Below are 23,638 nucleotides of genomic sequence, written 5' to 3'. Positions count from 1 at the left end.
CTATCGAACGGCTTTCTCCGGTTCCGGTGTGACGGATTCAGATGACTGCAGCAACTCGCGCAGCACATTCATGCGCTCCCGGCTGGCGGACACGTCCGCGTTCATCTCCGGCGTTCCGGCCACAACCGGTCGCAGAAGGATGACCAGCTCACTCTTGCGCGACTGGAATCTCCGCTGCTTGAACAATTCGCCCACCAGCGGGATCTCGCTGAAGAAGGGAACCGCGGAATTGTTGTCCTCACTGGAGTTCTGGATCAGACCACCGATCACAACGATCTGGCCACTCTCGGCGCGGATCACGCTGTCGGTTTCGCGAACGGTGCTGCTGGCCAGGGGCAGCGTGACGTCCCGCTCGCCAATGGTGATCACCTTTTCCTGATCGGTCACCTCACTCACGGAGGGGTGTACATGCAGGGTGATCACGCCGCTTTCAGAAATCTGGGGAGTGACATCCAGCGAAATGCCCGAGAAGAACGGGGTCAACTCCACGGAGGTTGATGTTGAATCTGTGGCTGTAACGGCGGAGTTGTTGTCATCAAAATCAATATCGGTGACAAAAAACTCGTCGGTACCGACTTTGATGACCGCCTTCTGATTATTCACCGTTGAAATCCGTGGGCTGGAGAGAATCTGCACATTGCCCTGCTTCCCGAGCAGCTCGATCAGGCCGGTAAAATCGCCGGCGCGCACGCTGGCAGAAAACAGGCCCCCGATATCGGATGTCTGAATGACCTGGCCCGCCAAAGCCTGCGCGGTGAAATCCTTCGGTAAACCATCCGAGGCGGTAATGCTGGACGCGCTCTGAATATCCGACCAGTTAATGCCCTGCTGGTAGCCCTCGTTAAGCGCGATCTCCAGAATCTTGGCTTCCAGGATCACCTGACGCTGCATAATCAACTCAGTGCGGCGCAGATACTCCTCAACCATGCGCAAATCCTCGGAACCGGCCCGGACCATTACCAGACCGGCACCCGGATTGACGATCACCTGTTTGCCATCACCGCCACCGACAATCATGCTCAGGGCGCTTTGAATGTCTTTCCAGAAATCCGACGCCGTTTCCGTGGAAATGGTGGTTCCCACCAGGTTGCGGGTCTCGCCGGAACCAGTGCTGTCGCCATTGCTATTGGAGTTACCGGAACTGCCACTGCGCGCGCCCGTCACCTGCCCGGAACTTACGCGGGTCTCAGAGCCGCCCTTGCGTTTGAAATGCAGGTAATCAATGGGGAACATCCGCGTCTGGACCTGATCCGCCTGAACACGGAACAGCCGGCCATTGCGGCGGATATCCAGGCCATACAGGTCAACGGCTATATCCATAACTTCTGGTACGGTGACATCACCCAACCGGAGATCGATGCTGATAGTGACATCGGGATGGACCACCACGTTGTAGCGGGTCCCCTCGACCAGCGATTCAAAAAAGCTTGCGGCAGGCACGCCCCGGGCATTGACGTCAAAACGTTCGTCCAGATCCGCGCCGCCGGACAGTGACGGCAGCAATGCTGCGCTTACGTCCGCAGGTAAAGGTGCTGAAGCCTCGGTGGATGCTGGCGCCGCCGGTTCTGGTTGCGTGGCCTCTTCAAGGCTTTGGTCAATAGCGTCCGCAGCATCGGTTGAGGTAGCCGTTGCCGACCGCATCAACGGATTGTTGCTGCACGCCGCCAATACCAGGCTCAACGCCAGTGCACCTGTGATTTTAATGGTTGTCATGAGTATCCGATTGTCTGTCATTGAGTTCCCCGAACCTGCGGAAGTCTCTCCAGGTACAACACCCGTTCACGCCCGTTATCCGTGACCAGAACCCGATTGGCGTAGATCCGGATAACCCGCACGTTGTCAAAACCCTGGCCTTCCCTGAGGGCCTCACCTTCGATTACGGCGACTCGCCTGTCCTTGCTGAAAAGAATGGAATCCAGAGCCAGTGACCGCTCTGGCGCCGGCTGGGCAACTGTGGCCTGCGGACCGGGCGGGCGGGTCGGATCCTGCAGTGCATGGGCCGGGCCCGCACAAAAAAACATAGAGCCGAGCGCCATGCCAAACCACCAACTTGCTGTCTTATTCAGGCGTCTGCTCATCTCATACCCCCAGCCAGGCCTGATCCAGGCTCAGTGTTTGCACCCTGATGACCGCCTCTCCCGAAGGCCAGTCTCCCGCGCTGTATTCCAGCCTGATCCAGCCGAGGCGCTCATCCATTCCCTCCAGCCGCTGCAGGTAATTCAGTACATCGAGGTAGCTCCCTTTGATCCGGAGCTCGACATCGTGGGCATACAGCAGTGGCTCAGGCGCAGCCTGCGACTCCTGAGACGACTGCTCCGGTGCATCCGGTGCGAAAACCGGGGTTGGAGTCTGTAACTCGAGTGCCTGTAATTCCAGCGATTCCTGGGCCGCCAGAATATTCCTGAGCAGTGCCACCATCGCTGTGGGCGCGATCAGTTGCCCCGTGGTATCCGCGATCTGCTGATCGAGCCGTTCCAATCTCTGTTGCCGGGCGTTTAGCTGATTGCGCAACTCCCGGGAGGGATCGGTCGCGAGCTGTGCATTAAGCGTCTGTTGCTGCGCAAGCAGGTCATCCCGACTGTTGGACAGCATCTGGAGGCGATTCTCCAGGTTCTGATGCCGTTGCTGCAACGGCGTAACCGCAAGCTCCCAGACGACAACCAGGACAAGCACCAGCGCCGTCAGCAGAATCAGTGCCCGCTCGCGAATCGGGCGCAGGTTATACCACTGCGCCGCTCGTGCCAGGGAGGTGTTGGACGCATCCGCCATCAGTTGGCCTCCCCGTCGCGTTTACTGGACACATGAAAATCGATCCACCGGCCCTCGTCCGACCGTGACAACCGGAACGCACCAAAAGTTTTTCCGGCAAAAGCTGCTTCGTCGCCCAGATTTTCAAGGTATCGGGGCACTAGAGCGCCATCACGGCTACGTCCCTCAATGGTGACTTTGTCCGGGCCCGACTCGAGAATTACGTCGGTTAGCCAGACGTCTTTCGGGATCTGCCGGGCCAGAGCTGACAGTTGCGGCGAAAAATTGCGGCCTTCCGAGAGCACCAGACTTTCCACCCGTTCCAGCAAACGCTGGCGACGAGCAAGAGTCTGGGTTACGCGGTTCAGGGCTTCCTCCACTTCCGCATCCGGCTGGCGAGCTTGAACCGCCGCTGAGAGCTCCGCCACGGCCTGCTCAAGTTGTTGATTCTGCTGGTCCAGACGCGAGGCCTTGTTGGCCATCACGGAGTTCTCGTAAGTCAGGAAACCGGCCACGAACGCCACCAGCAGCAACCCCACGAGCAGAACACCAACCGCCGTCCCCGCCTGGAGCCTCTCCTTGTGCGGGCGAAGCTCGTCTGTGTACAGATTGACCTGCTGGATCATGGGCGCCCGTCCTCCGGCATTGGCAAGCATGCGCTCCAGGCAGGAAGGCAACGACTGTCCAGATCGGCCTGGAGGCCCAGGGCGTTCCAGTCGAGGGTTTCGATACCAGCGGCTACATAGGAGGACAACATGGAGGCAAGTGGCAGGACACTGTCGCGGGCGACAAGACGGATCATCGCCGGCGGCACCTGGCCCAGCTGGCTTTCGTAGTAGTCGAGGGAACGCTGCATTTCCAGAGCCAACGACTGAACGGCGGATTCCTGACGGGCCGCATCACGCAGGTCTTCGGAGGTCACATCCAGTTTGCGCGACAGATACAGGGTATTGTCTCTGCAGATCACCATCTGGCCGTAATTGTCTTTCAGATGAACCAGTGCTGCCCCGCGTCGATTCTCATCCAGCCGGCACACCAGGTTTCGCAATGCCAGCTCGGCGATATCAATGCGCTCAGGCTCCAGGCCCGCCTTCTGAACCAGCCGAACCAGTTCCGAGACCAGAACTTTCCTGGCCGCGACTACATTAACCAGCTCACCTCGCCCACGGGATGCGTCCCGGGGAAAGGGAAACACATCGGAAACGGCTTCGGACGGACTGAAGTCCAGAAAATCTTTCAACTTCCACTTGAGAGCATCGCCCAGTTCCGATTCCTCGATGCCTTCAGGGCGATCCATCTGGAACACCTGATACTGGTCCAGAGGCAGCACAAGCGTCGTCGCTGCGCCGGACCAACCTTCACTTTCCACCAATGCGGCGAGGGTTTCCAGACGCCTGGCAGGCAGACAATCACTGAAGCCTGATCGTCCTGCTGATTCCGCCCAGGCAATGCCGTCCGGACGAATCTCAAGACATACCCGCAGACGTGCCCCGGAGTGCCTGAATAGGCCGGTCAATTTTCGTAATATCGGTGTCTTTGTCATGGGGTCCGCAAAAAGGATCCGAAGGCCACTCGCCAGCCTCGCGTGACTATTGTATTGCCCAAAAAACCGGCATTTTTCGCAATGGATTACATAATAGATGAGAAAGCGAACGTAACTCCACGTTTTTTTGGCTGATTTCACACCGTTTTTGCAAGTCAGTAACAATAAAGCCCCCGCAATGCGGAGGCTTTATAGAGTTCGGATGCTCAAATCCCGTTTGCCTCGTGGGGAGAGTCAGAACGGAATGTCATCATCAAAGTCGTCAACCGGTTCGGGCATGCTGCCCTGCGAAGGCTGGCTGCTGTAGCCACCGGATTGCGGTGGCGGATTGTTCTGCTGTCCAGCCGGCGCGTTGTAGCCGGACTGCTGAGGCCGTCCTGCCGGCGCGCCCTGGCTCATTCCGCCTTCGCCGCCACGGCTGTCCAGCATCTGCATCTGGCCATTGATATCCACCACAACCTCGGTGGTATAGACATCCTGCCCTTCCTTGTTCTGCCATTTGCGGGTCTGAAGCTTGCCCTCAATATAAACCTTCGAGCCCTTTCGCAGGTACTGTCCCGCAACTTCGGCGATCTTGCCGAACATGACAACCCGGTGCCATTCGGTTTTCGGCACCAGCTGACCGGTCTGACGATCCTTGTAGCTTTCGTCTGTTGCAAGGTTCAGGTTTACTACGGCATTGCCGTTGGGGGTGTAGCGGGTATCTGGGTCCTGCCCCAGATTACCGATTAGGATTACCTTGTTTACGCCTCGTGCCATGTTCTGCTCCTGACTCTGTTTTCAGGGACGCCCGCGTTCCGTGCGAGCCTCCGGATTTCAAGAATGGTTAGCCTGCCGGACAAAGGAAAAGTCCGCAAGTAACGCTTCATCAAATTGCTGACGATCCACCTTAAGATAGGCGGTGGCAGCGTCTTCCACAATCACCACATCCTGAACGCCCGGAAGGCGGCGGAGATTGTCATCGATGTCGTCGTACTGGTCGTTCATTACCTGCTGCAACTGTACCACGAAACTTGTGGTGTGACCGGGCGCGGGCATGGTGAGCGCTATCAGCAGCCAGAGGCCCAGCACTACCACCATGAACCAGAGCACGCCCTGCAGCCCGGCTACCTCCAGGAGGTAGCCGCCGAATGCGCCCCCCAGAAACGCGCCCATGAACTGGGAGGTGGAGTACACCCCCATTGCCGTGCCTTTGCTTGCAGCCGGCGCCTCCTTACTGATCAATGACGGCAGGCTGGCTTCGAGCAGGTTGAAGGCCATGAAGAAGAAAAACAGCACAGCCCAGGCCGCAACCAGGTTGCTGGAAACACCGGTAAACCCGGCAGTAGCCAATGTCAGCAAGGCAATTGCCCCACAAAGCACGGGTTTCATCCTGCGCTTTTTCTCGCCAATGATGATGAACGGCACCATGGCGAAGAAAGACGTGACCATCACGCTCAGGTAAAACCACCAGTGTGAACTGCTGGCAAGGCCAAACTGCTCCTGAAGCATGGAGGGAAACACCAGAAACAGGGCGGTCAGCACCAGATGCAGTGCGAAGATACCGAAATCCAAGCGGAGGAGACGACCGTCTGAAAGCACGCGCCCCAGCATCTCCCGGGCAGGATGCGTGTCGGGGCTGGTCTTGTGCTGATGGGGCGTCGGAACCACGCGGTTGACGATCACCAGCGCCACCACCGCCAGTGCTGCCGTGGCGTAGAAGATCCCGGACAGTCCCCACCAGGCTCCGAGAAGGGGCCCAAGAACCAGCGATACCGAAAACGACAGGCCGATGGTGATCCCCACCGTTGCCATGGCCTTGGTCCGCTCTTCCTCGCGAGTCAGGTCACTGAGCAGCGCCATCAGCACACTGGCGATCGCACCGGCGCCCTGAAGAATCCGACCGGCAATTACAACGTATATGGAGTCCGTGGCTCCGGCCAGCAAACTGCCTGCGGCAAAAAGTACCAGCCCGATATAGATCATGCGCTTTCGGCCAACCCGATCAGACAGCATGCCGAAGGGAATCTGCAACAGGGCCTGACTGAGTCCATAGGCGCCTATAGCGAAACCCAGCAGTGCGGGCGTTGCATCCTTGAGATCTTCGCCCAGCAACATGAATACCGGCAGCACCATGAACAGTCCGAGCATGCGCATGGCGTAAACAGACGCCAGGGCGAATACGGAGCGTTTTTCCAGCGCATTCATGGCAATTACGTACCTCAGCCGGGGTTGAAAGCGGTCAGATTGAGGGCAGATACCCATCGCAGGCGGCGCATTGTAACAGAAGGGGCGCTGACGGGGGACAACCCGCGTGATGCTGGCCCCGGTATCATTTTCGCCGCAGCGGGCCCAACGCGGTATAATTTTCGTTTTTATCCGAGCGAGGTGTTATGGACCATATCCAGATCAAAGGGGCACGAACCCACAACCTGAAGAACATCGACCTGGATATGCCAAGGGACAAACTGATTGTGATTACCGGCCTCTCCGGTTCCGGTAAATCGTCCCTTGCGTTCGATACGCTCTATGCTGAAGGGCAGCGACGTTATGTGGAGTCGCTGTCTACCTACGCCCGCCAGTTTCTCTCGATGATGGAGAAGCCGGATGTGGACCATATCGAAGGCCTGTCGCCAGCGATATCCATAGAGCAGAAGTCCACTTCCCACAACCCTCGCTCCACCGTTGGCACCATCACGGAAATCTACGATTACCTGCGCCTGCTCTTCGCCCGCGCCGGGGAGCCCCGGTGCCCTGACCATGGCCAACCTCTGGAAGCGCAGACCATCAGCCAGATGGTAGACCAGGTGGTGGCCATGCCAGAGGACAGCAAACTCATGATCCTGGCACCGGTAATCCGGGATCGGAAAGGCGAACATCTGCAGGTTATCGAAACCATGCGCAGCCAGGGCTTTATCCGCCTGCGCGTGGACGGCACGGTTTATGACATCGACGATGTGCCGGCCCTGGACAAAAAACGCAAACATCAGATTGATGTGGTCGTCGATCGGTTCAAGGTCAAGCCAGGCCTGGAGCAGCGGCTTGCCGAGAGTTTCGAAACCGCCCTGGACCTGGCGGACGGGATTGCCCTTGTGGCGCCCATGAGTGGTGAGGGAGAAGAACAGACCTTCTCCGCCCGTTATGCCTGCACCCAGTGCGGCTATGCCCTGAGCGAGCTCGAGCCGAAACTGTTTTCCTTTAACAACCCGGCGGGTGCCTGCCCTACCTGCGACGGACTGGGTGTTAAACAGTTCTTTGATCCCGAAAAAATTGTCCAGCACCCGGAAGCCACTTTGGCATCCGGCGCCATCAAGGGCTGGGATCGCCGGGCCGTCTATTACTTCCAGATGCTGGGCAGCGTGGCAGATCACTACGGCATCGATCTGGAAACGCCCTGGGCGGATCTCCCCGAGGATTTTCGCAACGTGCTGCTGTTCGGCTCGGGCGATGAGGATATCCCATTCCGTTATGTGAATTCACGTGGCCATATCATGGAGAAGGCACATCCATTCGAGGGCATTCTGCCAAACCTTGAACGGCGCTACCGCGAGACCGATTCACAGAGCATGCGTGAGGAGCTCGCCCGCAATCTGAGCACCCAGCCGTGCAAAGAATGCGGCGGCTCACGACTGCGCCGCAGCGCCCGCCGCGTCTTTATCGAAGAGCACAATATTTCCGATGTCACCCATCTCCCGGTGGGTGACGCACATGATTACTTCGAAACCCTCGCGCTACCGGGTCGAAAAGGTGAGATAGCCGAAAAAATTCTGAAGGAAGTGCGGCAGCGCCTTCAGTTCTTGGTGAACGTCGGGCTGGAATACCTCACGCTTGAACGAAGTGCCGATACACTCTCCGGGGGTGAGGCGCAGCGTATTCGCCTGGCAAGCCAGATCGGCGCCGGGCTGGTAGGCGTCATGTACATTCTTGACGAACCCTCCATCGGGTTGCATCAACGGGACAATGACCGGCTTTTGGCCACCCTCACCCATCTCCGGGATCTGGGCAATACCGTGATTGTTGTCGAACACGATGAGGATGCGATCCGCGCTGCAGATCATGTCATTGATATCGGACCGGGTGCTGGCGTTCATGGCGGCAAGATTATCGGCCAGGGCACCCCGCAACAGATCATCGACAACCCCGATTCACTTACCGGGCAATACCTCAACGGCACCCGGGAAATCGCCATCCCGAAACAGCGCAACAAAGGCAGCGGAAAAGCACTGACCCTGTCAGGTGCTACTGGCAACAACCTGAAAGACGTTACGCTCGATTTGCCCCTGGGCATCATGACCTGCGTCACTGGTGTATCCGGGTCTGGCAAGTCCACGCTGATCAACAGCACCCTGTATCCGGTAGCTGCCGCCAAACTCAACAAGGCCACCAGCCTCAACCATGCCCCCTACCAGTCGCTCAAAGGACTGGACCACCTGGACAAGGTCATCGACATTGACCAGAGCCCCATCGGCCGCACCCCCCGCTCGAACCCGGCCACCTACACCGGCCTGTTCACTCCCATCCGTGAACTCTTTGCCGGAACACAGGAGGCACGTTCCCGGGGCTACAAACCTGGCCGATTCTCTTTCAACGTCAAAGGTGGACGATGCGAGGCATGCCAGGGCGACGGCGTGATCAAGGTAGAGATGCATTTCCTGCCGGATGTCTACGTGCCCTGCGACGTCTGCAAGGGCAAGCGCTACAACCGGGAAACTCTGGAAGTCCGCTACAAGGGCAAGAATATCAACGAAGTACTTGAAATGACCGTTGAGGAAGGGCGCGAGTTCTTCGATGCCGTGCCTTTCCTGGCCCGCAAACTACAGACATTGATGGATGTCGGCCTCTCATACATCCGACTGGGGCAGAGCGCGGTCACCCTCTCTGGTGGCGAAGCCCAGCGGGTTAAACTGGCCAAAGAGCTCTCCAAGCGGGATACAGGCAAGACACTCTACATTCTTGACGAGCCAACCACCGGCCTGCACTTCTACGACATCCAGCAACTGCTCAACGTTCTGGAGAGGCTGCGGGACCATGGCAACACCATCGTGGTCATCGAACACAATCTGGACGTGATCAAGACCGCCGACTGGATTGTCGACCTGGGCCCCGAAGGCGGCTCTGGCGGCGGCCAGATCATTGCCGAGGGAACGCCGGAGGAAGTCGCCGAGAACCCCGCTTCTCACACAGGCCGCTATCTGAAGCCAATGTTGACGAAGTAACTGGCGGGCAAGGAATAGCTCTGTCGGCGAGGGGGTGGAGGTTTATTTTCTGCCGGAAAAAGATGTCTGAGCGCAGCGAGTTATTTTTCCAAAGAAAATAAACCTCCACCCCCTTGCCAGCCCCCATACTTCCAGGCTAGGAGTTATCTACAACCGAGGCACAAAAAAACCGGGAACCTCACGGAACCCGGTTTTTTTGTGGTTGGCCAAAGCCGAAGAAATTAATCCTCGTCTTCGTCCACCTCTTCCGCTTCGATATCCAGCGGACGACCGACCAGCTCAACGAATGCCATAGGGGCATTGTCGCCAGCACGGAAGCCGCACTTCAGGATACGAAGGTATCCACCCGGACGCTCGTTGTAGCGAGGACCAAGCTCGTCAAACAGCTTGGCAACCGCTGCATCGTCACGCAGGCGTGAGAACGCCAGACGACGATTCGCGACCGAATCATTCTTGGAAAGCGTGATCAAAGGCTCAGCTACCCGACGAAGCTCTTTGGCTTTCGGCAGCGTTGTTTTGATCAGCTCGTGTTCAACCAGTGACGCAGTCATGTTACGGAACATGGCCTTGCGATGCGCACTGGTCCTGCTGAACTTACGACCACTCTTACGATGACGCATTGCTCTGATTCCTTACCTTAAACTAATCGGCGATTAACCGCCCAGAACCCGGTCGTCGCCACGAAGGCTAGCCGGCGGCCAGTTATCAAGACGCATGCCCAGTGACAGACCACGGGACGCCAGAACGTCCTTGATCTCGGTCAGCGACTTTTTACCAAGGTTAGGCGTCTTCAACAGCTCAACTTCTGTACGCTGGATAAGATCGCCGATGTAGTAAATGTTCTCAGCCTTCAAGCAGTTAGCTGAACGCACTGTCAATTCCAGATCATCAACCGGACGCAGCAGGATAGGATCAATTTCTTCCTCTTCCTCAACGCGCTCGGGCTCTTTCTCATGATCGAAATCGACAAACACCGCCAGTTGCTGCTGGAGGATGGTGGCCGCCCGGCGAATTGCTTCTTCCGGGTCGATGGTGCCATTGGTCTCCAGGTCGATAACCAGCTTGTCCAGATCGGTCCGCTGCTCTACCCGTGCACTTTCCACGGCGTAAGCCACACGACGAACCGGGCTGAATGTTGCATCCAGCTGCAGGCGTCCGATGGCGCGAGTTTCGTCCTCGTCAAGACCGCGCTGGTCCGCCGGCTCATAGCCGCGACCGCGTGCAACACGGAGACGCATGTTCACTTCACCATTCTCGCTAAGGTGACAGATCACGTGCTCCGGGTTGGCAATCTCGACGTCATGATCCAGCTTGATATCACCGGCTGTCACAACGCCCGGGCCTTTCTTGCTGAGCGTGAGCTCGGCATCGTCCCGACCGTTCATTTTTACGGCAACGCCTTTGAGATTCAGCAGAATCTCGATGACGTCTTCCTGGACACCCTCAATGGCGCTGTACTCGTGCAGGACACCGTCAATCTGCGCTTCAGTCACGGCGCAGCCCGGCATCGAAGACAAGAGAATCCGGCGCAGTGCACTGCCCAGAGTATGGCCAAAGCCCCTTTCCAGAGGCTCAAGCGTAACCTTGGCACGTGTGGCGCTTGATTCCTTCACGTCAATGGTACGAGGTGTCAATAACTCATGTACTGAACGCTGCATAGACGCCCCTATCTGCTATCGTTGCTAACTGGGCTTTACTTGGAGTAAAGCTCGACGATGAGGTTCTCGTTGATGTCGGCCGGCAGTTCAGTACGCTCGGGTACTGACTTGTAAACGCCGGACATCTTGTTGGCGTCGACCTCTACCCAGCTCACCGGTGCACGGCTTGCAGACAGATCCAGTGCGCCTTTCACACGCAGCTGGTTCTTCGCCTTTTCACGCACGCTCACAACATCACCCGGCCGGACCTGGTAGGACGGAATATTAACCGTCTTGTCGTTGACCAGGATCGCCTTGTGAGAGACGAGCTGACGGGCTTCTGCACGGGTAGAACCAAAGCCCATGCGGTATACAACGTTATCGAGACGACCTTCCAGCAGTTGCAGCAGGTTTTCACCAGTTGCACCTTTGCCTCGGGCGGCCTCTTTGTAATAGTTGCGGAACTGCTTCTCGAGAACGCCGTAGATACGACGAACTTTCTGTTTCTCACGAAGCTGTACGCCGTACTCGGACAGACGACCGCGACGCGCGCCGTGCATACCCGGCGGAGTCTCGATGTTGCACTTGGAATCGAGCGCGCGAACACCGCTCTTCAGAAAAAGATCTGTCCCTTCACGACGAGACAGCTTGCACTTCGGGCCTATATAACGAGCCATAATTCACTGTCTCCTGTGTTAGACGCGGCGCTTCTTGGGCGGACGACAGCCGTTGTGGGGAATCGGCGTCACATCTGTGATGTTGGTGATCTTGTAGCCACACGCATTCAGCGCGCGAACTGCAGATTCACGTCCGGGCCCAGGACCCTTAACCTCTACGTCCAGGTTTTTAAGGCCGTATTCAGCAGCCGCATTACCGGCTCTTTCAGCTGCTACCTGCGCAGCAAAAGGTGTACTCTTGCGTGACCCACGGAAACCGGAACCACCAGAAGTGGCCCAGGACAGGACGTTGCCCTGCCGGTCAGAAATGGTCACGATAGTGTTGTTGAAGGACGCGTGAATGTGCGCGACGCCATCAACAACCGTCTTTTTCACCTTTTTACGGGTACGTGTACCTGGCTTTGCCATGTTTGCCTACCTGTTACTTACGAATAGGTTTGCGTGGACCTTTACGGGTGCGTGCGTTGGTCTTGGTGCGCTGGCCACGGACCGGAAGGCCATGACGATGACGCAGACCACGGTGGCATCCGAGATCCTTCAAACGCTTGATGTTCATCTGTACTTCACGACGCAGATCGCCTTCGACAGACACCTTGCCCACTTCAGTACGAAGTGCTTCAAGCTGCTCGTCGCTAAGGTCTTTGACCTTGACGTCCGGCTTGACGCCGGTTGCATCGCAAAGCTTCTGGGCTGTGGTCTTGCCAACACCAAAGATGTAGGTCAGCGAGACAACAGCATGTTTGTGATCGGGTATATTGACACCGGCTATACGTGCCATCCAAATTACTCCGCGTTCAAAGCTTTGCTGTGTGAATTTTCCGCCACAAAAAGGGCGCGAAATAATAGCGCCTGACCCCGCATGGAGTCAAGCGCCATCATTCCGAAACCCTACAATGTCAGGAACGATTCCTCTCGGAATCAACCCTGGCGTTGCTTGTGACGAGGCTCCGAGCAAATGACTCGTACCGAGCCATTGCGACGAATTACTTTGCAGTTACGGCAAATTTTCTTTACCGAAGCGCGTACTTTCATTGTCGACTCCAGTTTTCAAGGGGAACGGGATTAACCGTTCCGACCATAGCCCTTGAGATTGGACTTCTTCATCAGTGATTCATACTGATGGGACATCAGGTGCGACTGAACCTGCGCCATGAAATCCATCACCACGACTACAACAATCAGCAGAGAGGTACCACCCAGATAGAACGGTACATTCCCGGCCACCATCAGGAACTGAGGGAACAGGGAAACTGCTGCAATGTACATTGCACCGAACAGCGTCAGACGGGTCAGAACACCATCGATATACTTGGCAGTCTGATCACCAGGACGAATGCCCGGAATAAACGCTCCAGAGCGCTTGAGGTTATCCGCAACTTCCTTCGGGTTGTACATCAGGGCTGTATAGAAGAAGCAGAAGAAAACCACTGCTGCTGCAAACAGGATAATGTACAACGGCTGGCTCGGCGCCAGGGCCTGGGATACATCGCTCAGCCATTCCATACCCTCACCCTGACCAAACCACTGCCCCAGCGAAGCCGGGAAGAGCAGAATGGAAGACGCAAAGATGGGCGGAATAACACCGGCCATATTTACCTTCAGGGGAAGGTGACTGGACTGCTGGGCGAACACCCGGCGACCCTGTTGCCGCTTGGCGTAATTGATTGTCAGCCTGCGCTGCCCGCGCTCCATGAAGACCACGAAGCCGATAACAGCAACCGCAAGAACACCAATACCGAGTACGACAAGCAGGCTCATCTCACCATTTCGGGCCTGCTCGAGCGTCTGACCGATCGCACCGGGAAGCCCGGCGACGATACCGGCGAAGATCAGCAGGGAGATGCCGTTACCAACACCCCGCTCGGTGATCTGCTCGCCAAGCCACATCATGAACACGGCACCACTCACGAATGACACAACCGCCACAAAGTGGAAGCTGAAGCTGTCATTGAAAGTGACACCCTGAGATGCCAGACCGACAGAAATACCGAAACCCTGAACCAGGGCCAGGATAACCGTACCATACCGTGTGTACTGGCTGATCTTTCGACGGCCAGCCTCACCTTCTTTCTTCAGCTGCTCAAGCTGCGGACTAACCGCAGTCATGAGCTGCATGATGATAGAGGCCGAAATGTACGGCATGATACCGAGAGCGAAGATACTCATGCGCTCAAGCGCACCACCGGAAAACATGTTGAACATGCTCAGGATTGTGCCCTGGTTCTGTTCAAACAGTGCCGCCAGACGGTCGGGGTTGATACCCGGCACCGGAATGTGGGCACCAATCCGGTACACCAGCAATGCCAGGAAGACAAACCAGAGCCGCGATCGCAGCTCTGCCAGTCCTTTACCCGCGCCCGCAGGCAATGATGCGTTCTTGGCCATTTAGTCCTCGACTCGCCTTAGTCTTCGACTTTACCACCCGCGGCAGAAATTGCCTCGCGCGCGCCTTTGGTTACCCGAAGTCCCTTCACAGTTACCGCGCGGCTCAGTTCGCCGGACATGATAACCTTGGCTTCGCGAATCTCTCCGCGAATAATGTCTGCCTTTTTCAGGGCTTCCAGATCCACCACATCGCCTTCAACCTTCGCCAACTCGTTCAGGCGAATTTCAGCAACGTAGCGCTGCTGACGGGAGGTGAAGCCAAACTTCGGCAGACGACGGGCCAACGGCTGCTGACCACCCTCGAAACCGGGCGCTACACTGCCGCCGGAGCGGGCTTTCAGACCCTTGTGACCACGACCGCCGGTTTTACCGAGACCGCTACCGATACCACGACCGACCCGCTTGGGGGCCTGGCGTGAACCGGGTTCCGGACTAAGTTCGTTCAGACGCATCTTAGTTCTCCTCAACCCGAACCAGGTAATCAACCCGGTTGATCATGCCGCGGATGGAAGGGGTATCTTCCACTTCCACGGTGTGACCGATTTTACGAAGACCCAGGCCCTTCACACACAACTTGTGCTTGGGCTGGCAGCCGATGGGGCTGCGGGTCAGAGTTACTTTGATCGTTTTTGCGTTCGCCATGACTTCAACCCAGAATCTCTTCCACGGTCTTACCGCGCTTGGCTGCAATATCTTCAGGCGCTTGAGTTGCCTGGAGACCCTTGATGGTGGAACGTACCACGTTCACCGGGTTGGTAGACCCGTAACACTTGGACAGTACGTTCTGAACACCCGCCACTTCCAGTACTGCGCGCATCGCACCGCCGGCGATGATACCAGTACCTTCGGACGCAGGCTGCATGTAGACCTTGGAGCCGCCATGCTGAGCCTTGACCGGGTATTGCAGGGTAGTACCGTCAAGCGGAACTTCTACCATGTTCTTGCGTGCAGCTTCCATGGCCTTCTGGATGGCAACCGGCACTTCACGCGCCTTGCCACGACCGAAACCAACGCGACCTTTACCATCACCCACTACAGTCAGTGCGGTGAAGGCGAAAATACGGCCACCTTTAACAACCTTGGCGACACGATTGACCTGAACCAGCTTTTCCTGGAGCTCAGGCGCCTTCTGTTCGTTAACGCTCATCTTCTCCACCTCTTAGAATTGCAAGCCAGCTTCACGGGCTGCGTCGGCCAGAGCCTGAATACGGCCGTGATAACGGTAACCGGAGCGGTCAAAAGCAACCTGCTCTACACCTGCTGCCTTGGCACGCTCAGCGATCAGCTGACCGACCTTTTTGGCAGCGTCCACGTTACCGGTTGCACCCTGGCGCAGTTCCTTATCCAACGTGGAGGCAGAAGCCAGCACCTTGCTGCCGTCTGCAGTTGTGACCTGGGCGTACATGTGACGCGGTGTGCGGTGAACGCACAGACGATTGGTACCCAGTTCACGGATCTTCATGCGCACTTTGCGTGCGCGACGCAATCTTTCAGTATTCGCGCTCATAGTCCCGCCTTATTTCTTCTTGGCTTCTTTGCGTCTGACCTGCTCATCCGCATAACGAACACCCTTGCCCTTATAAGGCTCGGGCGGACGGAACGCGCGGACTTCCGCAGCGACCTGGCCAACCTGTTGCTTGTCGATACCGCGAATTACAACTTCCGTATTGGACGGAGTTTCTGCGGTAATCCCCTCGGGCAGCTCATATTCAACCGGGTGTGAAAAACCCAGTGTCAGATTGAGCTTCTTACCTTGCGCCTGGGCACGGTAACCTACGCCCGTCAGCTGGAGTTTACGTTCCCAGCCTGTGGAAACACCGGTCACCATGTTGTTGACCAGTGCACGAGTAGTACCAGCAAGAGCGCGGGACTTGGTAGCACCATCGCGGGCCGCAAAGCGCAGAACATTTTCTTCCTGCTTTACTTCAACCGCCTGGTGAATGGTGATTTGAAGCGCTCCCTTGGAGCCCTTCACACTAATTTCCTGTCCGTTCAGCTTAACCTCAACACCGGAAGGCAGCACGACAGGATTATTGGCAACCCTGGACATGTGTATCTCCTAGAATACGGTGCAGATGACTTCGCCACCCACGCCAGCAGCTCGTGCGGCGCGGTCTGTCATAACGCCCTTGGACGTTGAGACAATCGCGACTCCCAGACCACCGGATACTTTCGGCAGTTCCCCAGCGCCGTTGTACTGGCGCAGACTCGGACGGCTGACCCGCTTGATCTCTTCAATAACCGGCTTGCCACCGAAGTATTTCAGAGTAATCGTCAGCTCGGGCTTCGCGTCGGCTGAAACGGAGAAATCGTCGACGTAACCTTCGTCCTTGAGGACTTGGGCTACGGAGATCTTCATTTTTGAAGACGGCATCGTAACGTCTGCTTTCGATGCCATCTGTGCATTACGGATACGGGTAAACATATCCGCAAGCGTGTCTTGCATACTCATTGGTATGAGGCTCCTGATCTTTTTAGTTGTGCAGCGGCTTGCCGCACCGCTTACCAACAGGCACCCGACCGAGGTCAGGGTGCCTATCTTACCAGCTTGCCTTGGTCAGGCCCGGAACGTCACCGCGCATGCCGTATTCACGGAGTTTGATCCGTGACAGCTCAAACTTGCGCAGAACGCCGTGGGGACGACCAGTCACCTGGCAACGATTACGAAGACGCGAAGGAGAAGCATCGCGAGGAAGCTGCTGAAGCTTCATCTGTGCGTCCCAACGGTCATCATCGCTGGTATTCGGGTTCTTGATAATCGCCTTGAGCTCGGCACGCTTCGCTGCAAACTTCGCAACGGTCTTTTCGCGCTTGAGCTCACGGTTTTTCATGGAAACCTTAGCCATTACACTCGTTCCTTATTTCTTGAACGGAAAGCCAAAGGCTTTCAACAGTTCGCGACCTTCATCGTCGGTACCGGCAGTGGTGGTAATGGTGATATCCAGACCACGGATCTTGTCGACTTTGTCGTACTCGATCTCGGGGAAAATGATCTGCTCACGCACACCCATGCTGTAGTTACCGCGACCGTCGAACGATTTGGGATTCAGACCGCGGAAGTCACGAATGCGGGGAACCGCAATGTGAACCAGACGATCAAAGAAGTCCCACATACGCTCGCCGCGCAGGGTAACTTTACAACCGATAGGCCAACCTTCACGGATTTTGAAACCCGCGACGGATTTACGAGCCTTGGTAACAACCGCTTTCTGACCTGCCAGGCGCTCGAGATCCGCCACAGCATTCTCAATCAGCTTCTTGTCACCAACCGCTTCGCCGACACCCATGTTAAGGGTGATCTTTTCGATACGCGGCACCTGCATGATGTTCTTGTAGCTGAACTCTTTCTGCAGGGCGGGTACCACTTCCTTACTGTACTGCTCTTTCATGTTAAGCATCGTAACCACCACCGCTTACTGGTTATCGACAGCTTCATTCGTGGACTTGAAGATCCGCACTTTCGCGCCGTCTTCCTTGATCTGGAAGCCTACACGATCGGCTTTGCCGGTCTGCGGATTAAAAATAGCCACGTTGGAAGCCTGGATAGGTGCTTCTTTTTCGACGATGCCACCTGGGGAGCCCAGCATCGGGTTCGGCTTGGTGTGCTTCTTGATCATATTGATCCCAGAAACCACCATGCGGCCATCGTCCTGAACCTTCAGGACTTTACCACGTTTGCCTTTATCTTTCCCCGTGGTGACGATTACTTCGTCATCTCGTTTGATCTTTTTCATAACCGGCCTCTGGTCCTTTAAAGTACTTCGGGTGCCAGTGAGATAATCTTCATGAACTTTTCATTACGCAGTTCACGGGTAACCGGTCCGAAGATACGGGTACCAATCGGTGCGTCCTGATTGTTCAGAAGTACCGCCGCGTTTCCGTCGAAACGGATCAGCGAACCGTCGGGACGGCGAACACCCTTGCGGGTGCGTACCACGACAGCTTTCAGGACCTGGCCTTTCTTCACTTTACCGCGGGGGATGGCTTCCTTGACGGTCACCTTGATGATATCCCCTACGCTGGCATAACGCCGATGTGAACCGCCCAGGACCTTGATGCACATCACCTGACGCGCACCGCTGTTATCCGCGACTTCAAGCATTGTTTGAGTCTGAATCATGGTTGTTCTCCGGGCGAATTACACCTTGGATGCACGTTCAGTGACTTCCACCAGGGCCCAGCTCTTGGTCTTGGAGACCGGACGGGTTTCCTGAATGGTCACAGTGTCACCGATGTTGCACTGATTGCTCTCATCGTGAGCGTGGATCTTGGTTGAACGCTTCATGTACTTACCGTACAGCGGGTGTTTCACCTGACGCTCGACCAGCACCACGATGGACTTCTCCATCTTGTTGCTCACGACCTTGCCGCTCAGAGTTCTGGCAGTTTGGGTAGCTTCGGTCATGTCACTGTCCTGCCTTTTCGTTCAATACTGTTTTCACGCGAGCGATGTCGCGCTTCACCTTGCCGAGAAGGTGAGACTGATTCAGCTGACCTGTCGCCTTACGCATGCGCAGGTTGAACTGCTCCTTCAGGAGGTCGATCAGCTCTTTGTTCAGCTCCTCGACTGACTTTTCACGCAGCTCTGTTGCTTTCATCACATCACCGTCCTCGTTACAAAGGTGGTCTGTACCGGCAGTTTGGCCGCCGCAAGAGTGAATGCGTCACGAGCGATTTCCTCGGAAACACCTTCCATCTCGTAGAGCATACGGCCAGGCTGGATTTCAGCCACCCAATACTCGACAGAACCCTTACCTTTACCCATTCGAACTTCAAGCGGCTTACCGGTGATCGGCTTGTCCGGGAATACCCGAATCCAGATCTTACCGCCCCGCTTGATGCGACGAGTCATGGTACGACGCGCTGCCTCAATCTGGCGCGCAGTTATACGCCCACGGCTCGTAGCCTTCAATCCGTATTCACCGAAGCTCACCTTGTTGGCGCGGTGAGCAAGACCGGTGTTACGGCCTTTCATTACCTTGCGGAATTTGGTGCGTTTTGGTTGCAGCATAAGAGTGCCCCTTTACTTAGAACCTTTCTTCCCAGAGGCTTTCTTGTCAGCACGGACCTGCTCCATACCACCAAGAATCTCACCTTTGAAGATCCATACCTTGACGCCGATTACGCCGTAAGTGGTATGCGCTTCGTAGGTTGCGTAATCAATATCTGCACGCAGTGTGTGCAGCGGAACACGACCTTCGCGATACCACTCGGAACGCGCGATTTCAGCACCCCCGAGACGACCGCCAACCTGGATCTTGATACCCTTGGCACCCTGGCGCATGGCGTTCTGGACCGCACGCTTCATAGCGCGACGGAACATCACACGACGCTCCAGCTGGCCGGCAACGTTTTGCGCTACCAGGCGGGCATCGAGGTCCGGCTTGCGGACTTCTTCGATGTTGATGTGCACAGGCACACCCATCATGTCGCTGACTTCGCGACGCAGACGATCAACATCTTCACCCTTCTTACCGATAACAATACCGGGACGGGCAGTATGGATCGTGATACGGGCGTTCTGAGCAGGGCGCTCGATCACAATCTTGCTGACAGACGCCTTAACCAGACGCTTGTCGAGGAACTCGCGAACCTGAATATCATTCAGCAGGTTCTTGGAGTATTCCTTTTTGTCGGCATACCAGACTGAGTTGTGCTCTTTGATCACACCCAGGCGAATGCCGGTTGGATTTACTTTATGACCCATCTGAGCATCTCCTACTTGTCGGCGACCTTGACGGTGATATGGCAGGTGCGCTTGAAAATACGGTCAGCGCGCCCCTTGGCTCGAGCTTTGATTCGCTTGAGCGTCGGACCCTCATCCACCATCACGGTGGAAACCCGCAGTTCGTCAACGTCCAGACCTTCGTTATGCTCAGCGTTGGCGATGGCGGACTCAAGAGCTTTCTTGATCACGACCGCCGCCTTCTTCGGGCTGAAAGTCAGAATGTTCAGGGCATCCTCAACAGCCTTGCCACGTACTTGGTCAGCGACAAGACGTGCTTTCTGAGCTGAGAGGTTAGCGCCCTTATACTTGGCTGCTACTTCCATTTTGATTACCTCAGAATCAGCGTTTAGCTTTCTTGTCGGCCGCATGACCACGATAAGTACGCGTTGCCGCGAACTCACCCAGCTTATGTCCAACCATATCTTCGGTGACATAAACCGGCACGTGCTGCTTGCCGTTGTGGACTGCAATGGTCAGGCCTACCATCTCCGGAAAGACTGTCGACCGGCGGGACCAGGTTTTGATCGGCCGCTTGTCGTTAGCTTCCAGAGCTGCCTCGACCTTCTTCAACAGATGCAGGTCTATAAAAGGACCTTTCTTCAAAGAACGTGGCACAGCAATTACCTCTATGTAGTCGTTTACTTGGCCGAACGACGACGTACTATCATTTTGTCAGTACGCTTGTTCTTACGAGTCTTATGCCCTTTGGTCGGAACACCCCACGGAGTAACCGGGTGACGCCCGCCAGAGGTACGCCCTTCACCACCACCATGTGGGTGGTCAACTGGGTTCATAGCAACACCACGTACTGTTGGCCGTTTGCCGCGCCAACGTGATGCACCCGCTTTACCAAGCTGCTTGAGGCTGTGTTCGCTGTTGGACACTTCACCCAACGTTGCGCGACAGTCAACAAGCACCTTACGCATTTCACCTGAGCGCAGGCGGATGGTGGCATAAGCACCTTCCCGGGCAACCAGCTGTACGGATGCGCCCGCAGAGCGAGCCAGCTGTGCACCTTTGCCAGGCTTGAGTTCGACGCAGTGGATCACAGAACCGACCGGAATATTCCGGAGCGGCAGCGTGCTACCCACCTTGATTGGCGCGTCGATACCGGAGCGCACAGGATCACCGATCTGCATACCCTTGGGAGCGATGATGTAACGACGCTCGCCATCGGCATACTTCAACAGTGCAATGTGCGCAGAGCGGTTCGGATCATATTCCAGGCGCTCAATAGTCGCCGGGATACCATCTTTGGTCCGCTTGAAATCGATGACACGGTAGTGCTTCTTGTGGCCACCACCCGTGTGACGGGTTGTGATGCGGCCTACATTGTTACGACCACCCGTCTTGTTCTTTCTTTCTACCAACGGCTCGTAGGGGCGCCCAGTGTGCAGATCCGGGTTGTAAAGCTTTACAACGTGACGGCGTCCGGCAGATGTTGGTTTGGTTTTGACGATCGGCATATTACGACCCCTTTACCTTATTCCACATCCAGAAAATCGATGTCCTGACCTTCTGCCAGCTTTACGTAAGCCTTACGAATGTCATTACGCTTGCCGAACCCGCGGATAGTGCGCTTGAGCTTACCCTTACGGTTCAGAACCTGAACACCTTCTACGGTGACGTTGAACAGCTGCTCAACGGCTTTTTTGATCTCGGGCTTGGTGGCATCAGGTGCTACACGAAACACTACCTGACCACGCTCTGCTGCCAGAGACGCTTTTTCCGATACGTGCGGCCCAAGCAGGACCTTGTAAATACGTTCCTGATTCATCCCAGCATCTCCTCGATCTTCTTCAGAGCGGGAACGGTCACAACGACCTTCTCGAAGGCAACCAGGCTAACCGGATCCAGACCGGCAATATCACGCACGTCAACGTGCGGAATGTTGCGTGAGGCCAGATGCAGGTTCTGTTCGACGTTGTCGGACAGAATCAGCGCATTGGTCACACCGATATCCTTCAGCTTGGCGTTGAATGCCTTGGTCTTCGGGCTGTCAACGTTCATGTCGTCAACAACAACCAGACGCTCTTGGCGAACCAGCTCGGAAAAAATGGAGCGCATCGCTGCGCGGTACATTTTGCGGTTTACCTTCTGCTCAAAGCCGCGAGGCTTGGCTGCAAAGGTAACGCCACCGGAGCGCCAGATCGGACTACGGATAGTACCGGCACGGGCACGACCGGTGCCCTTCTGGCGCCATGGCTTCTTACCGCCACCGCTTACTTCGGAACGCGTTTTCTGAGCCTTGGTACCCTGGCGGGCGCCTGCCATGTAGGCAGTCACTACCTGGTGAACCAGCGACTCGTTAAAATCTTTGGCGAATGCAGCGTCGGAAACAGAAATTCCCTTGCCGCTACCTGTAATAGTCAATTCCATCGCACCGCTCCTCAGGCTTTAACTGCAGGCTTGATGACAACATCGCCGCCAGTTGCGCCGGGAACGGCACCACTTACCAGCAGCAGGTTGCGCTCGGCGTCGACACGGACAATTTTCAGGTTCTGCACAGTTACCTGAGCATTACCCATCTGGCCCGCCATCTTTTTGCCCTTGAATACCTTGCCCGGAGTCTGGTTCTGACCAATGGAACCCGGAGCACGGTGAGACAGAGAGTTACCGTGAGTGGCATCCTGCATGGAGAAGTTCCAGCGCTTAACACCGCCCTGGAAGCCCTTACCCTTGGACTGGCCGATGGCATCTACCACCTGACCGTCTTCGAATACAGAAGCCGTAATCTCGCCACCGGCGGCCAGATCCTCACCTTCGCCATCGGCAAGACGGAATTCCCACATACCACGACCGGCTTCAACACCCGCCTTGGCAAAGTGGCCCGCTTCGCTCTTGGTAACACGAGAGGAACGACGAGTACCGACAGTCACCTGAACGGCGCGGTAGCCATCGCTTTCAAGAGTTTTCAGTTGGGTAATGCGGTTGGGCTCAACCTCAATTACCGTTACGGGCAGCGCCTGCCCATCTTCCGTAAAAATACGGGTCATACCGGCCTTACGACCGACAACACCAATTGCCATGTTTCACCTCTTAAGTGTACGGGGCTCTCACCCTCTATGGCCTTATGACAGTTACACAGACTAATACCGGGCGGTATTAGCCGAGGCTGATCTGAACGTCTACACCTGCTGCCAGGTCCAGTTTCATCAGAGCATCTACTGTCTTTTCCGTCGGCTCAACGATGTCGAGCAAACGCTTATGCGTACGAATTTCATACTGATCGCGCGCGTCCTTGTTGACGTGCGGAGAGATCAATACGGTGTACTTTTCCTTCCGCGTCGGCAGAGGGATAGGGCCACGCACCTGAGCGCCGGTCCGCTTGGCGGTATCGACGATCTCCTGCGTGGACTGGTCGATCAGGCGATAATCAAACGCCTTCAACCGGATTCGAATTTTTTGGCTTTGCATGATGCACCAAACTCCACTCGTAGCAGCTACTAGTTAGCCGACCTTCAAAAAAAGGAGCCGCATTGTATGCATAATACCCAACCCTGTCAACAGCAATACTGGTTGACCGGGTCAGGCTGGCTTTGCGGCTGAAACAGAAAAAGGGGCTGAAGAATCAGCCCCTTTTTTCCTGATCAAACGAGCAGATTACTCGATGATCTTGGAGACTACGCCGGCACCAACGGTACGGCCGCCTTCACGAATCGCGAAGCGCAGGCCATCTTCCATGGCGATCGGAGCAATCAGGGTAACACTCATCTTGACGTTGT

Annotated in this window: 37 protein-coding genes; 1 reads left to right on the top strand and 36 read right to left on the bottom strand. The window is 56.2% G+C overall.

Annotation, left to right across the window (positions count from 1 at the left end; all coding sequences use genetic code 11):
- From mshL to MDHKLMBL_RS17320, 7 genes are all read right to left on the bottom strand, one after another.
- Entirely contained in the window at nt 1-1,713 is a 1,713-nt protein-coding gene (gene mshL, locus MDHKLMBL_RS17350) for a pilus (MSHA type) biogenesis protein MshL (protein ID WP_104271788.1), read from the bottom strand.
- Nucleotides 1,714-1,730: 17 nt separating this feature from the next.
- Nucleotides 1,731-2,078, bottom strand: coding sequence for a hypothetical protein (locus tag MDHKLMBL_RS17345; protein ID WP_104271602.1), 348 nt, complete (start codon nt 2,076-2,078; stop codon nt 1,731-1,733).
- A gap of 1 nt (nt 2,079) precedes the next feature.
- The gene (locus MDHKLMBL_RS17340) at nt 2,080-2,769 is read right to left on the bottom strand and encodes a type II secretion system protein GspM (protein WP_104271600.1); all 690 of its coding nucleotides are present in this window, start codon (nt 2,767-2,769) and stop codon (nt 2,080-2,082) included.
- Nucleotides 2,769-3,374 (bottom strand): PilN domain-containing protein, encoded by a 606-nt coding sequence (locus MDHKLMBL_RS17335; RefSeq protein WP_167450408.1) that lies wholly within the window; start codon nt 3,372-3,374, stop codon nt 2,769-2,771. The genes MDHKLMBL_RS17340 and MDHKLMBL_RS17335 overlap by 1 nt, the downstream gene beginning before the upstream one ends.
- Complete coding sequence (locus MDHKLMBL_RS17330) at nt 3,371-4,291, bottom strand: type IV pilus biogenesis protein PilM (RefSeq protein ID WP_241956264.1); 921 nt, start codon at nt 4,289-4,291, stop codon at nt 3,371-3,373. Before MDHKLMBL_RS17330 ends, MDHKLMBL_RS17335 begins: the two co-directional genes overlap by 4 nt.
- Nucleotides 4,292-4,525: 234 nt before the next feature.
- The gene (gene ssb, locus MDHKLMBL_RS17325; RefSeq protein WP_104271598.1) at nt 4,526-5,050 is read right to left on the bottom strand and encodes a single-stranded DNA-binding protein; all 525 of its coding nucleotides are present in this window, start codon (nt 5,048-5,050) and stop codon (nt 4,526-4,528) included.
- Between the two features lie 57 nt (nt 5,051-5,107).
- The gene (locus MDHKLMBL_RS17320; protein ID WP_104271596.1) at nt 5,108-6,478 is read right to left on the bottom strand and encodes an MFS transporter; all 1,371 of its coding nucleotides are present in this window, start codon (nt 6,476-6,478) and stop codon (nt 5,108-5,110) included.
- Nucleotides 6,479-6,663: 185 nt separating this feature from the next.
- On the opposite strand from MDHKLMBL_RS17320, the gene uvrA reads away from it, so the two are divergent.
- Complete coding sequence (gene uvrA / locus MDHKLMBL_RS17315) at nt 6,664-9,486, top strand: excinuclease ABC subunit UvrA (RefSeq protein ID WP_104271594.1); 2,823 nt, start codon at nt 6,664-6,666, stop codon at nt 9,484-9,486.
- 221 nt (nt 9,487-9,707) lie between these two features.
- Here the strand turns inward: uvrA and rplQ are convergent, their stop codons facing one another.
- The 29 genes from rplQ to MDHKLMBL_RS17170 all read right to left on the bottom strand — a co-directional run.
- Nucleotides 9,708-10,106: a 50S ribosomal protein L17 gene (rplQ, locus tag MDHKLMBL_RS17310; RefSeq protein WP_008174913.1), complete on the bottom strand. Its 399-nt coding sequence runs from the start codon at nt 10,104-10,106 to the stop codon at nt 9,708-9,710.
- A gap of 33 nt (nt 10,107-10,139) precedes the next feature.
- Nucleotides 10,140-11,144 (bottom strand): DNA-directed RNA polymerase subunit alpha, encoded by a 1,005-nt coding sequence (locus MDHKLMBL_RS17305; RefSeq protein WP_008174911.1) that lies wholly within the window; start codon nt 11,142-11,144, stop codon nt 10,140-10,142.
- A 35-nt stretch (nt 11,145-11,179) separates the two neighbouring features.
- Nucleotides 11,180-11,800, bottom strand: coding sequence for a 30S ribosomal protein S4 (gene rpsD / locus MDHKLMBL_RS17300; RefSeq protein WP_053114301.1), 621 nt, complete (start codon nt 11,798-11,800; stop codon nt 11,180-11,182).
- 18 nt (nt 11,801-11,818) lie between these two features.
- Nucleotides 11,819-12,208 carry a 30S ribosomal protein S11 gene (gene rpsK / locus MDHKLMBL_RS17295; RefSeq protein WP_007153992.1) on the bottom strand — a complete coding sequence of 130 codons (390 nt, stop codon included), beginning with the start codon at nt 12,206-12,208 and terminating at the stop codon, nt 11,819-11,821.
- A gap of 13 nt (nt 12,209-12,221) precedes the next feature.
- A complete protein-coding gene (gene rpsM, locus MDHKLMBL_RS17290) occupies nt 12,222-12,578 on the bottom strand; it encodes a 30S ribosomal protein S13 (protein ID WP_014575963.1) in 357 nt (118 codons plus the stop codon).
- A 140-nt stretch (nt 12,579-12,718) separates the two neighbouring features.
- A complete protein-coding gene (gene rpmJ / locus MDHKLMBL_RS17285; protein WP_008174902.1) occupies nt 12,719-12,832 on the bottom strand; it encodes a 50S ribosomal protein L36 in 114 nt (37 codons plus the stop codon).
- Between the two features lie 30 nt (nt 12,833-12,862).
- Entirely contained in the window at nt 12,863-14,185 is a 1,323-nt protein-coding gene (gene secY / locus MDHKLMBL_RS17280) for a preprotein translocase subunit SecY (protein ID WP_008174899.1), read from the bottom strand.
- A 17-nt stretch (nt 14,186-14,202) separates the two neighbouring features.
- Nucleotides 14,203-14,637: a 50S ribosomal protein L15 gene (gene rplO, locus MDHKLMBL_RS17275; RefSeq protein ID WP_014575962.1), complete on the bottom strand. Its 435-nt coding sequence runs from the start codon at nt 14,635-14,637 to the stop codon at nt 14,203-14,205.
- Nucleotide 14,638: 1 nt separating this feature from the next.
- Nucleotides 14,639-14,827: a 50S ribosomal protein L30 gene (gene rpmD, locus MDHKLMBL_RS17270; RefSeq protein WP_012139786.1), complete on the bottom strand. Its 189-nt coding sequence runs from the start codon at nt 14,825-14,827 to the stop codon at nt 14,639-14,641.
- Between the two features lie 4 nt (nt 14,828-14,831).
- Nucleotides 14,832-15,332, bottom strand: coding sequence for a 30S ribosomal protein S5 (gene rpsE, locus MDHKLMBL_RS17265; protein ID WP_008174892.1), 501 nt, complete (start codon nt 15,330-15,332; stop codon nt 14,832-14,834).
- A 12-nt stretch (nt 15,333-15,344) separates the two neighbouring features.
- The gene (rplR, locus tag MDHKLMBL_RS17260) at nt 15,345-15,692 is read right to left on the bottom strand and encodes a 50S ribosomal protein L18 (RefSeq protein ID WP_041644927.1); all 348 of its coding nucleotides are present in this window, start codon (nt 15,690-15,692) and stop codon (nt 15,345-15,347) included.
- Nucleotides 15,693-15,701: 9 nt separating this feature from the next.
- A complete protein-coding gene (rplF, locus tag MDHKLMBL_RS17255) occupies nt 15,702-16,235 on the bottom strand; it encodes a 50S ribosomal protein L6 (RefSeq protein ID WP_008174888.1) in 534 nt (177 codons plus the stop codon).
- 9 nt (nt 16,236-16,244) lie between these two features.
- Nucleotides 16,245-16,637: a 30S ribosomal protein S8 gene (gene rpsH, locus MDHKLMBL_RS17250; RefSeq protein ID WP_008174886.1), complete on the bottom strand. Its 393-nt coding sequence runs from the start codon at nt 16,635-16,637 to the stop codon at nt 16,245-16,247.
- 88 nt (nt 16,638-16,725) lie between these two features.
- A complete protein-coding gene (gene rpsN / locus MDHKLMBL_RS17245; protein WP_008174884.1) occupies nt 16,726-17,031 on the bottom strand; it encodes a 30S ribosomal protein S14 in 306 nt (101 codons plus the stop codon).
- Nucleotides 17,032-17,043: 12 nt separating this feature from the next.
- A complete protein-coding gene (gene rplE / locus MDHKLMBL_RS17240) occupies nt 17,044-17,583 on the bottom strand; it encodes a 50S ribosomal protein L5 (RefSeq protein ID WP_008174883.1) in 540 nt (179 codons plus the stop codon).
- A gap of 15 nt (nt 17,584-17,598) precedes the next feature.
- Entirely contained in the window at nt 17,599-17,919 is a 321-nt protein-coding gene (gene rplX, locus MDHKLMBL_RS17235) for a 50S ribosomal protein L24 (protein ID WP_008174881.1), read from the bottom strand.
- A 17-nt stretch (nt 17,920-17,936) separates the two neighbouring features.
- Nucleotides 17,937-18,305 (bottom strand): 50S ribosomal protein L14, encoded by a 369-nt coding sequence (rplN, locus tag MDHKLMBL_RS17230; RefSeq protein WP_007154005.1) that lies wholly within the window; start codon nt 18,303-18,305, stop codon nt 17,937-17,939.
- 18 nt (nt 18,306-18,323) lie between these two features.
- Nucleotides 18,324-18,590, bottom strand: a complete 267-nt coding sequence (gene rpsQ / locus MDHKLMBL_RS17225; RefSeq protein ID WP_008174879.1) for a 30S ribosomal protein S17 — start codon at nt 18,588-18,590, stop codon at nt 18,324-18,326.
- 1 nt (nt 18,591) lies between these two features.
- Nucleotides 18,592-18,783: a 50S ribosomal protein L29 gene (gene rpmC, locus MDHKLMBL_RS17220; RefSeq protein ID WP_008174877.1), complete on the bottom strand. Its 192-nt coding sequence runs from the start codon at nt 18,781-18,783 to the stop codon at nt 18,592-18,594.
- Nucleotides 18,783-19,196 (bottom strand): 50S ribosomal protein L16, encoded by a 414-nt coding sequence (gene rplP / locus MDHKLMBL_RS17215; RefSeq protein ID WP_008174875.1) that lies wholly within the window; start codon nt 19,194-19,196, stop codon nt 18,783-18,785. The genes rpmC and rplP overlap by 1 nt, the downstream gene beginning before the upstream one ends.
- Nucleotides 19,197-19,208: 12 nt before the next feature.
- Nucleotides 19,209-19,892, bottom strand: coding sequence for a 30S ribosomal protein S3 (rpsC, locus tag MDHKLMBL_RS17210; protein WP_008174872.1), 684 nt, complete (start codon nt 19,890-19,892; stop codon nt 19,209-19,211).
- Nucleotides 19,893-19,903: 11 nt separating this feature from the next.
- A complete protein-coding gene (rplV, locus tag MDHKLMBL_RS17205) occupies nt 19,904-20,236 on the bottom strand; it encodes a 50S ribosomal protein L22 (RefSeq protein WP_008174870.1) in 333 nt (110 codons plus the stop codon).
- A 16-nt stretch (nt 20,237-20,252) separates the two neighbouring features.
- Complete coding sequence (rpsS, locus tag MDHKLMBL_RS17200) at nt 20,253-20,528, bottom strand: 30S ribosomal protein S19 (RefSeq protein WP_007154011.1); 276 nt, start codon at nt 20,526-20,528, stop codon at nt 20,253-20,255.
- 23 nt (nt 20,529-20,551) lie between these two features.
- Nucleotides 20,552-21,379, bottom strand: a complete 828-nt coding sequence (gene rplB / locus MDHKLMBL_RS17195; protein WP_008174864.1) for a 50S ribosomal protein L2 — start codon at nt 21,377-21,379, stop codon at nt 20,552-20,554.
- A gap of 17 nt (nt 21,380-21,396) precedes the next feature.
- On the bottom strand, nt 21,397-21,690 hold the full coding sequence (rplW, locus tag MDHKLMBL_RS17190; RefSeq protein WP_008174862.1) for a 50S ribosomal protein L23: 294 nt from the start codon (nt 21,688-21,690) through the stop codon (nt 21,397-21,399).
- Nucleotides 21,687-22,292, bottom strand: coding sequence for a 50S ribosomal protein L4 (gene rplD / locus MDHKLMBL_RS17185; protein WP_008174860.1), 606 nt, complete (start codon nt 22,290-22,292; stop codon nt 21,687-21,689). Before rplD ends, rplW begins: the two co-directional genes overlap by 4 nt.
- Nucleotides 22,293-22,303: 11 nt before the next feature.
- Nucleotides 22,304-22,942: a 50S ribosomal protein L3 gene (rplC, locus tag MDHKLMBL_RS17180; RefSeq protein WP_008174858.1), complete on the bottom strand. Its 639-nt coding sequence runs from the start codon at nt 22,940-22,942 to the stop codon at nt 22,304-22,306.
- Between the two features lie 76 nt (nt 22,943-23,018).
- A complete protein-coding gene (rpsJ, locus tag MDHKLMBL_RS17175; RefSeq protein ID WP_004580743.1) occupies nt 23,019-23,330 on the bottom strand; it encodes a 30S ribosomal protein S10 in 312 nt (103 codons plus the stop codon).
- Between the two features lie 186 nt (nt 23,331-23,516).
- A partial coding sequence (locus MDHKLMBL_RS17170) for an EF-Tu C-terminal domain-related protein (RefSeq protein ID WP_458367906.1) occupies nt 23,517-23,638 on the bottom strand: 122 nt, incomplete at its 5' end.

This window comes from Marinobacter flavimaris (assembly GCF_002933295.1).
In the GTDB taxonomy this organism is placed as follows: domain Bacteria; phylum Pseudomonadota; class Gammaproteobacteria; order Pseudomonadales; family Oleiphilaceae; genus Marinobacter; species Marinobacter flavimaris.
Note: the sequence above shows the minus strand (reverse complement) of the source record. Positions and strands in the feature narration are given on the sequence as shown.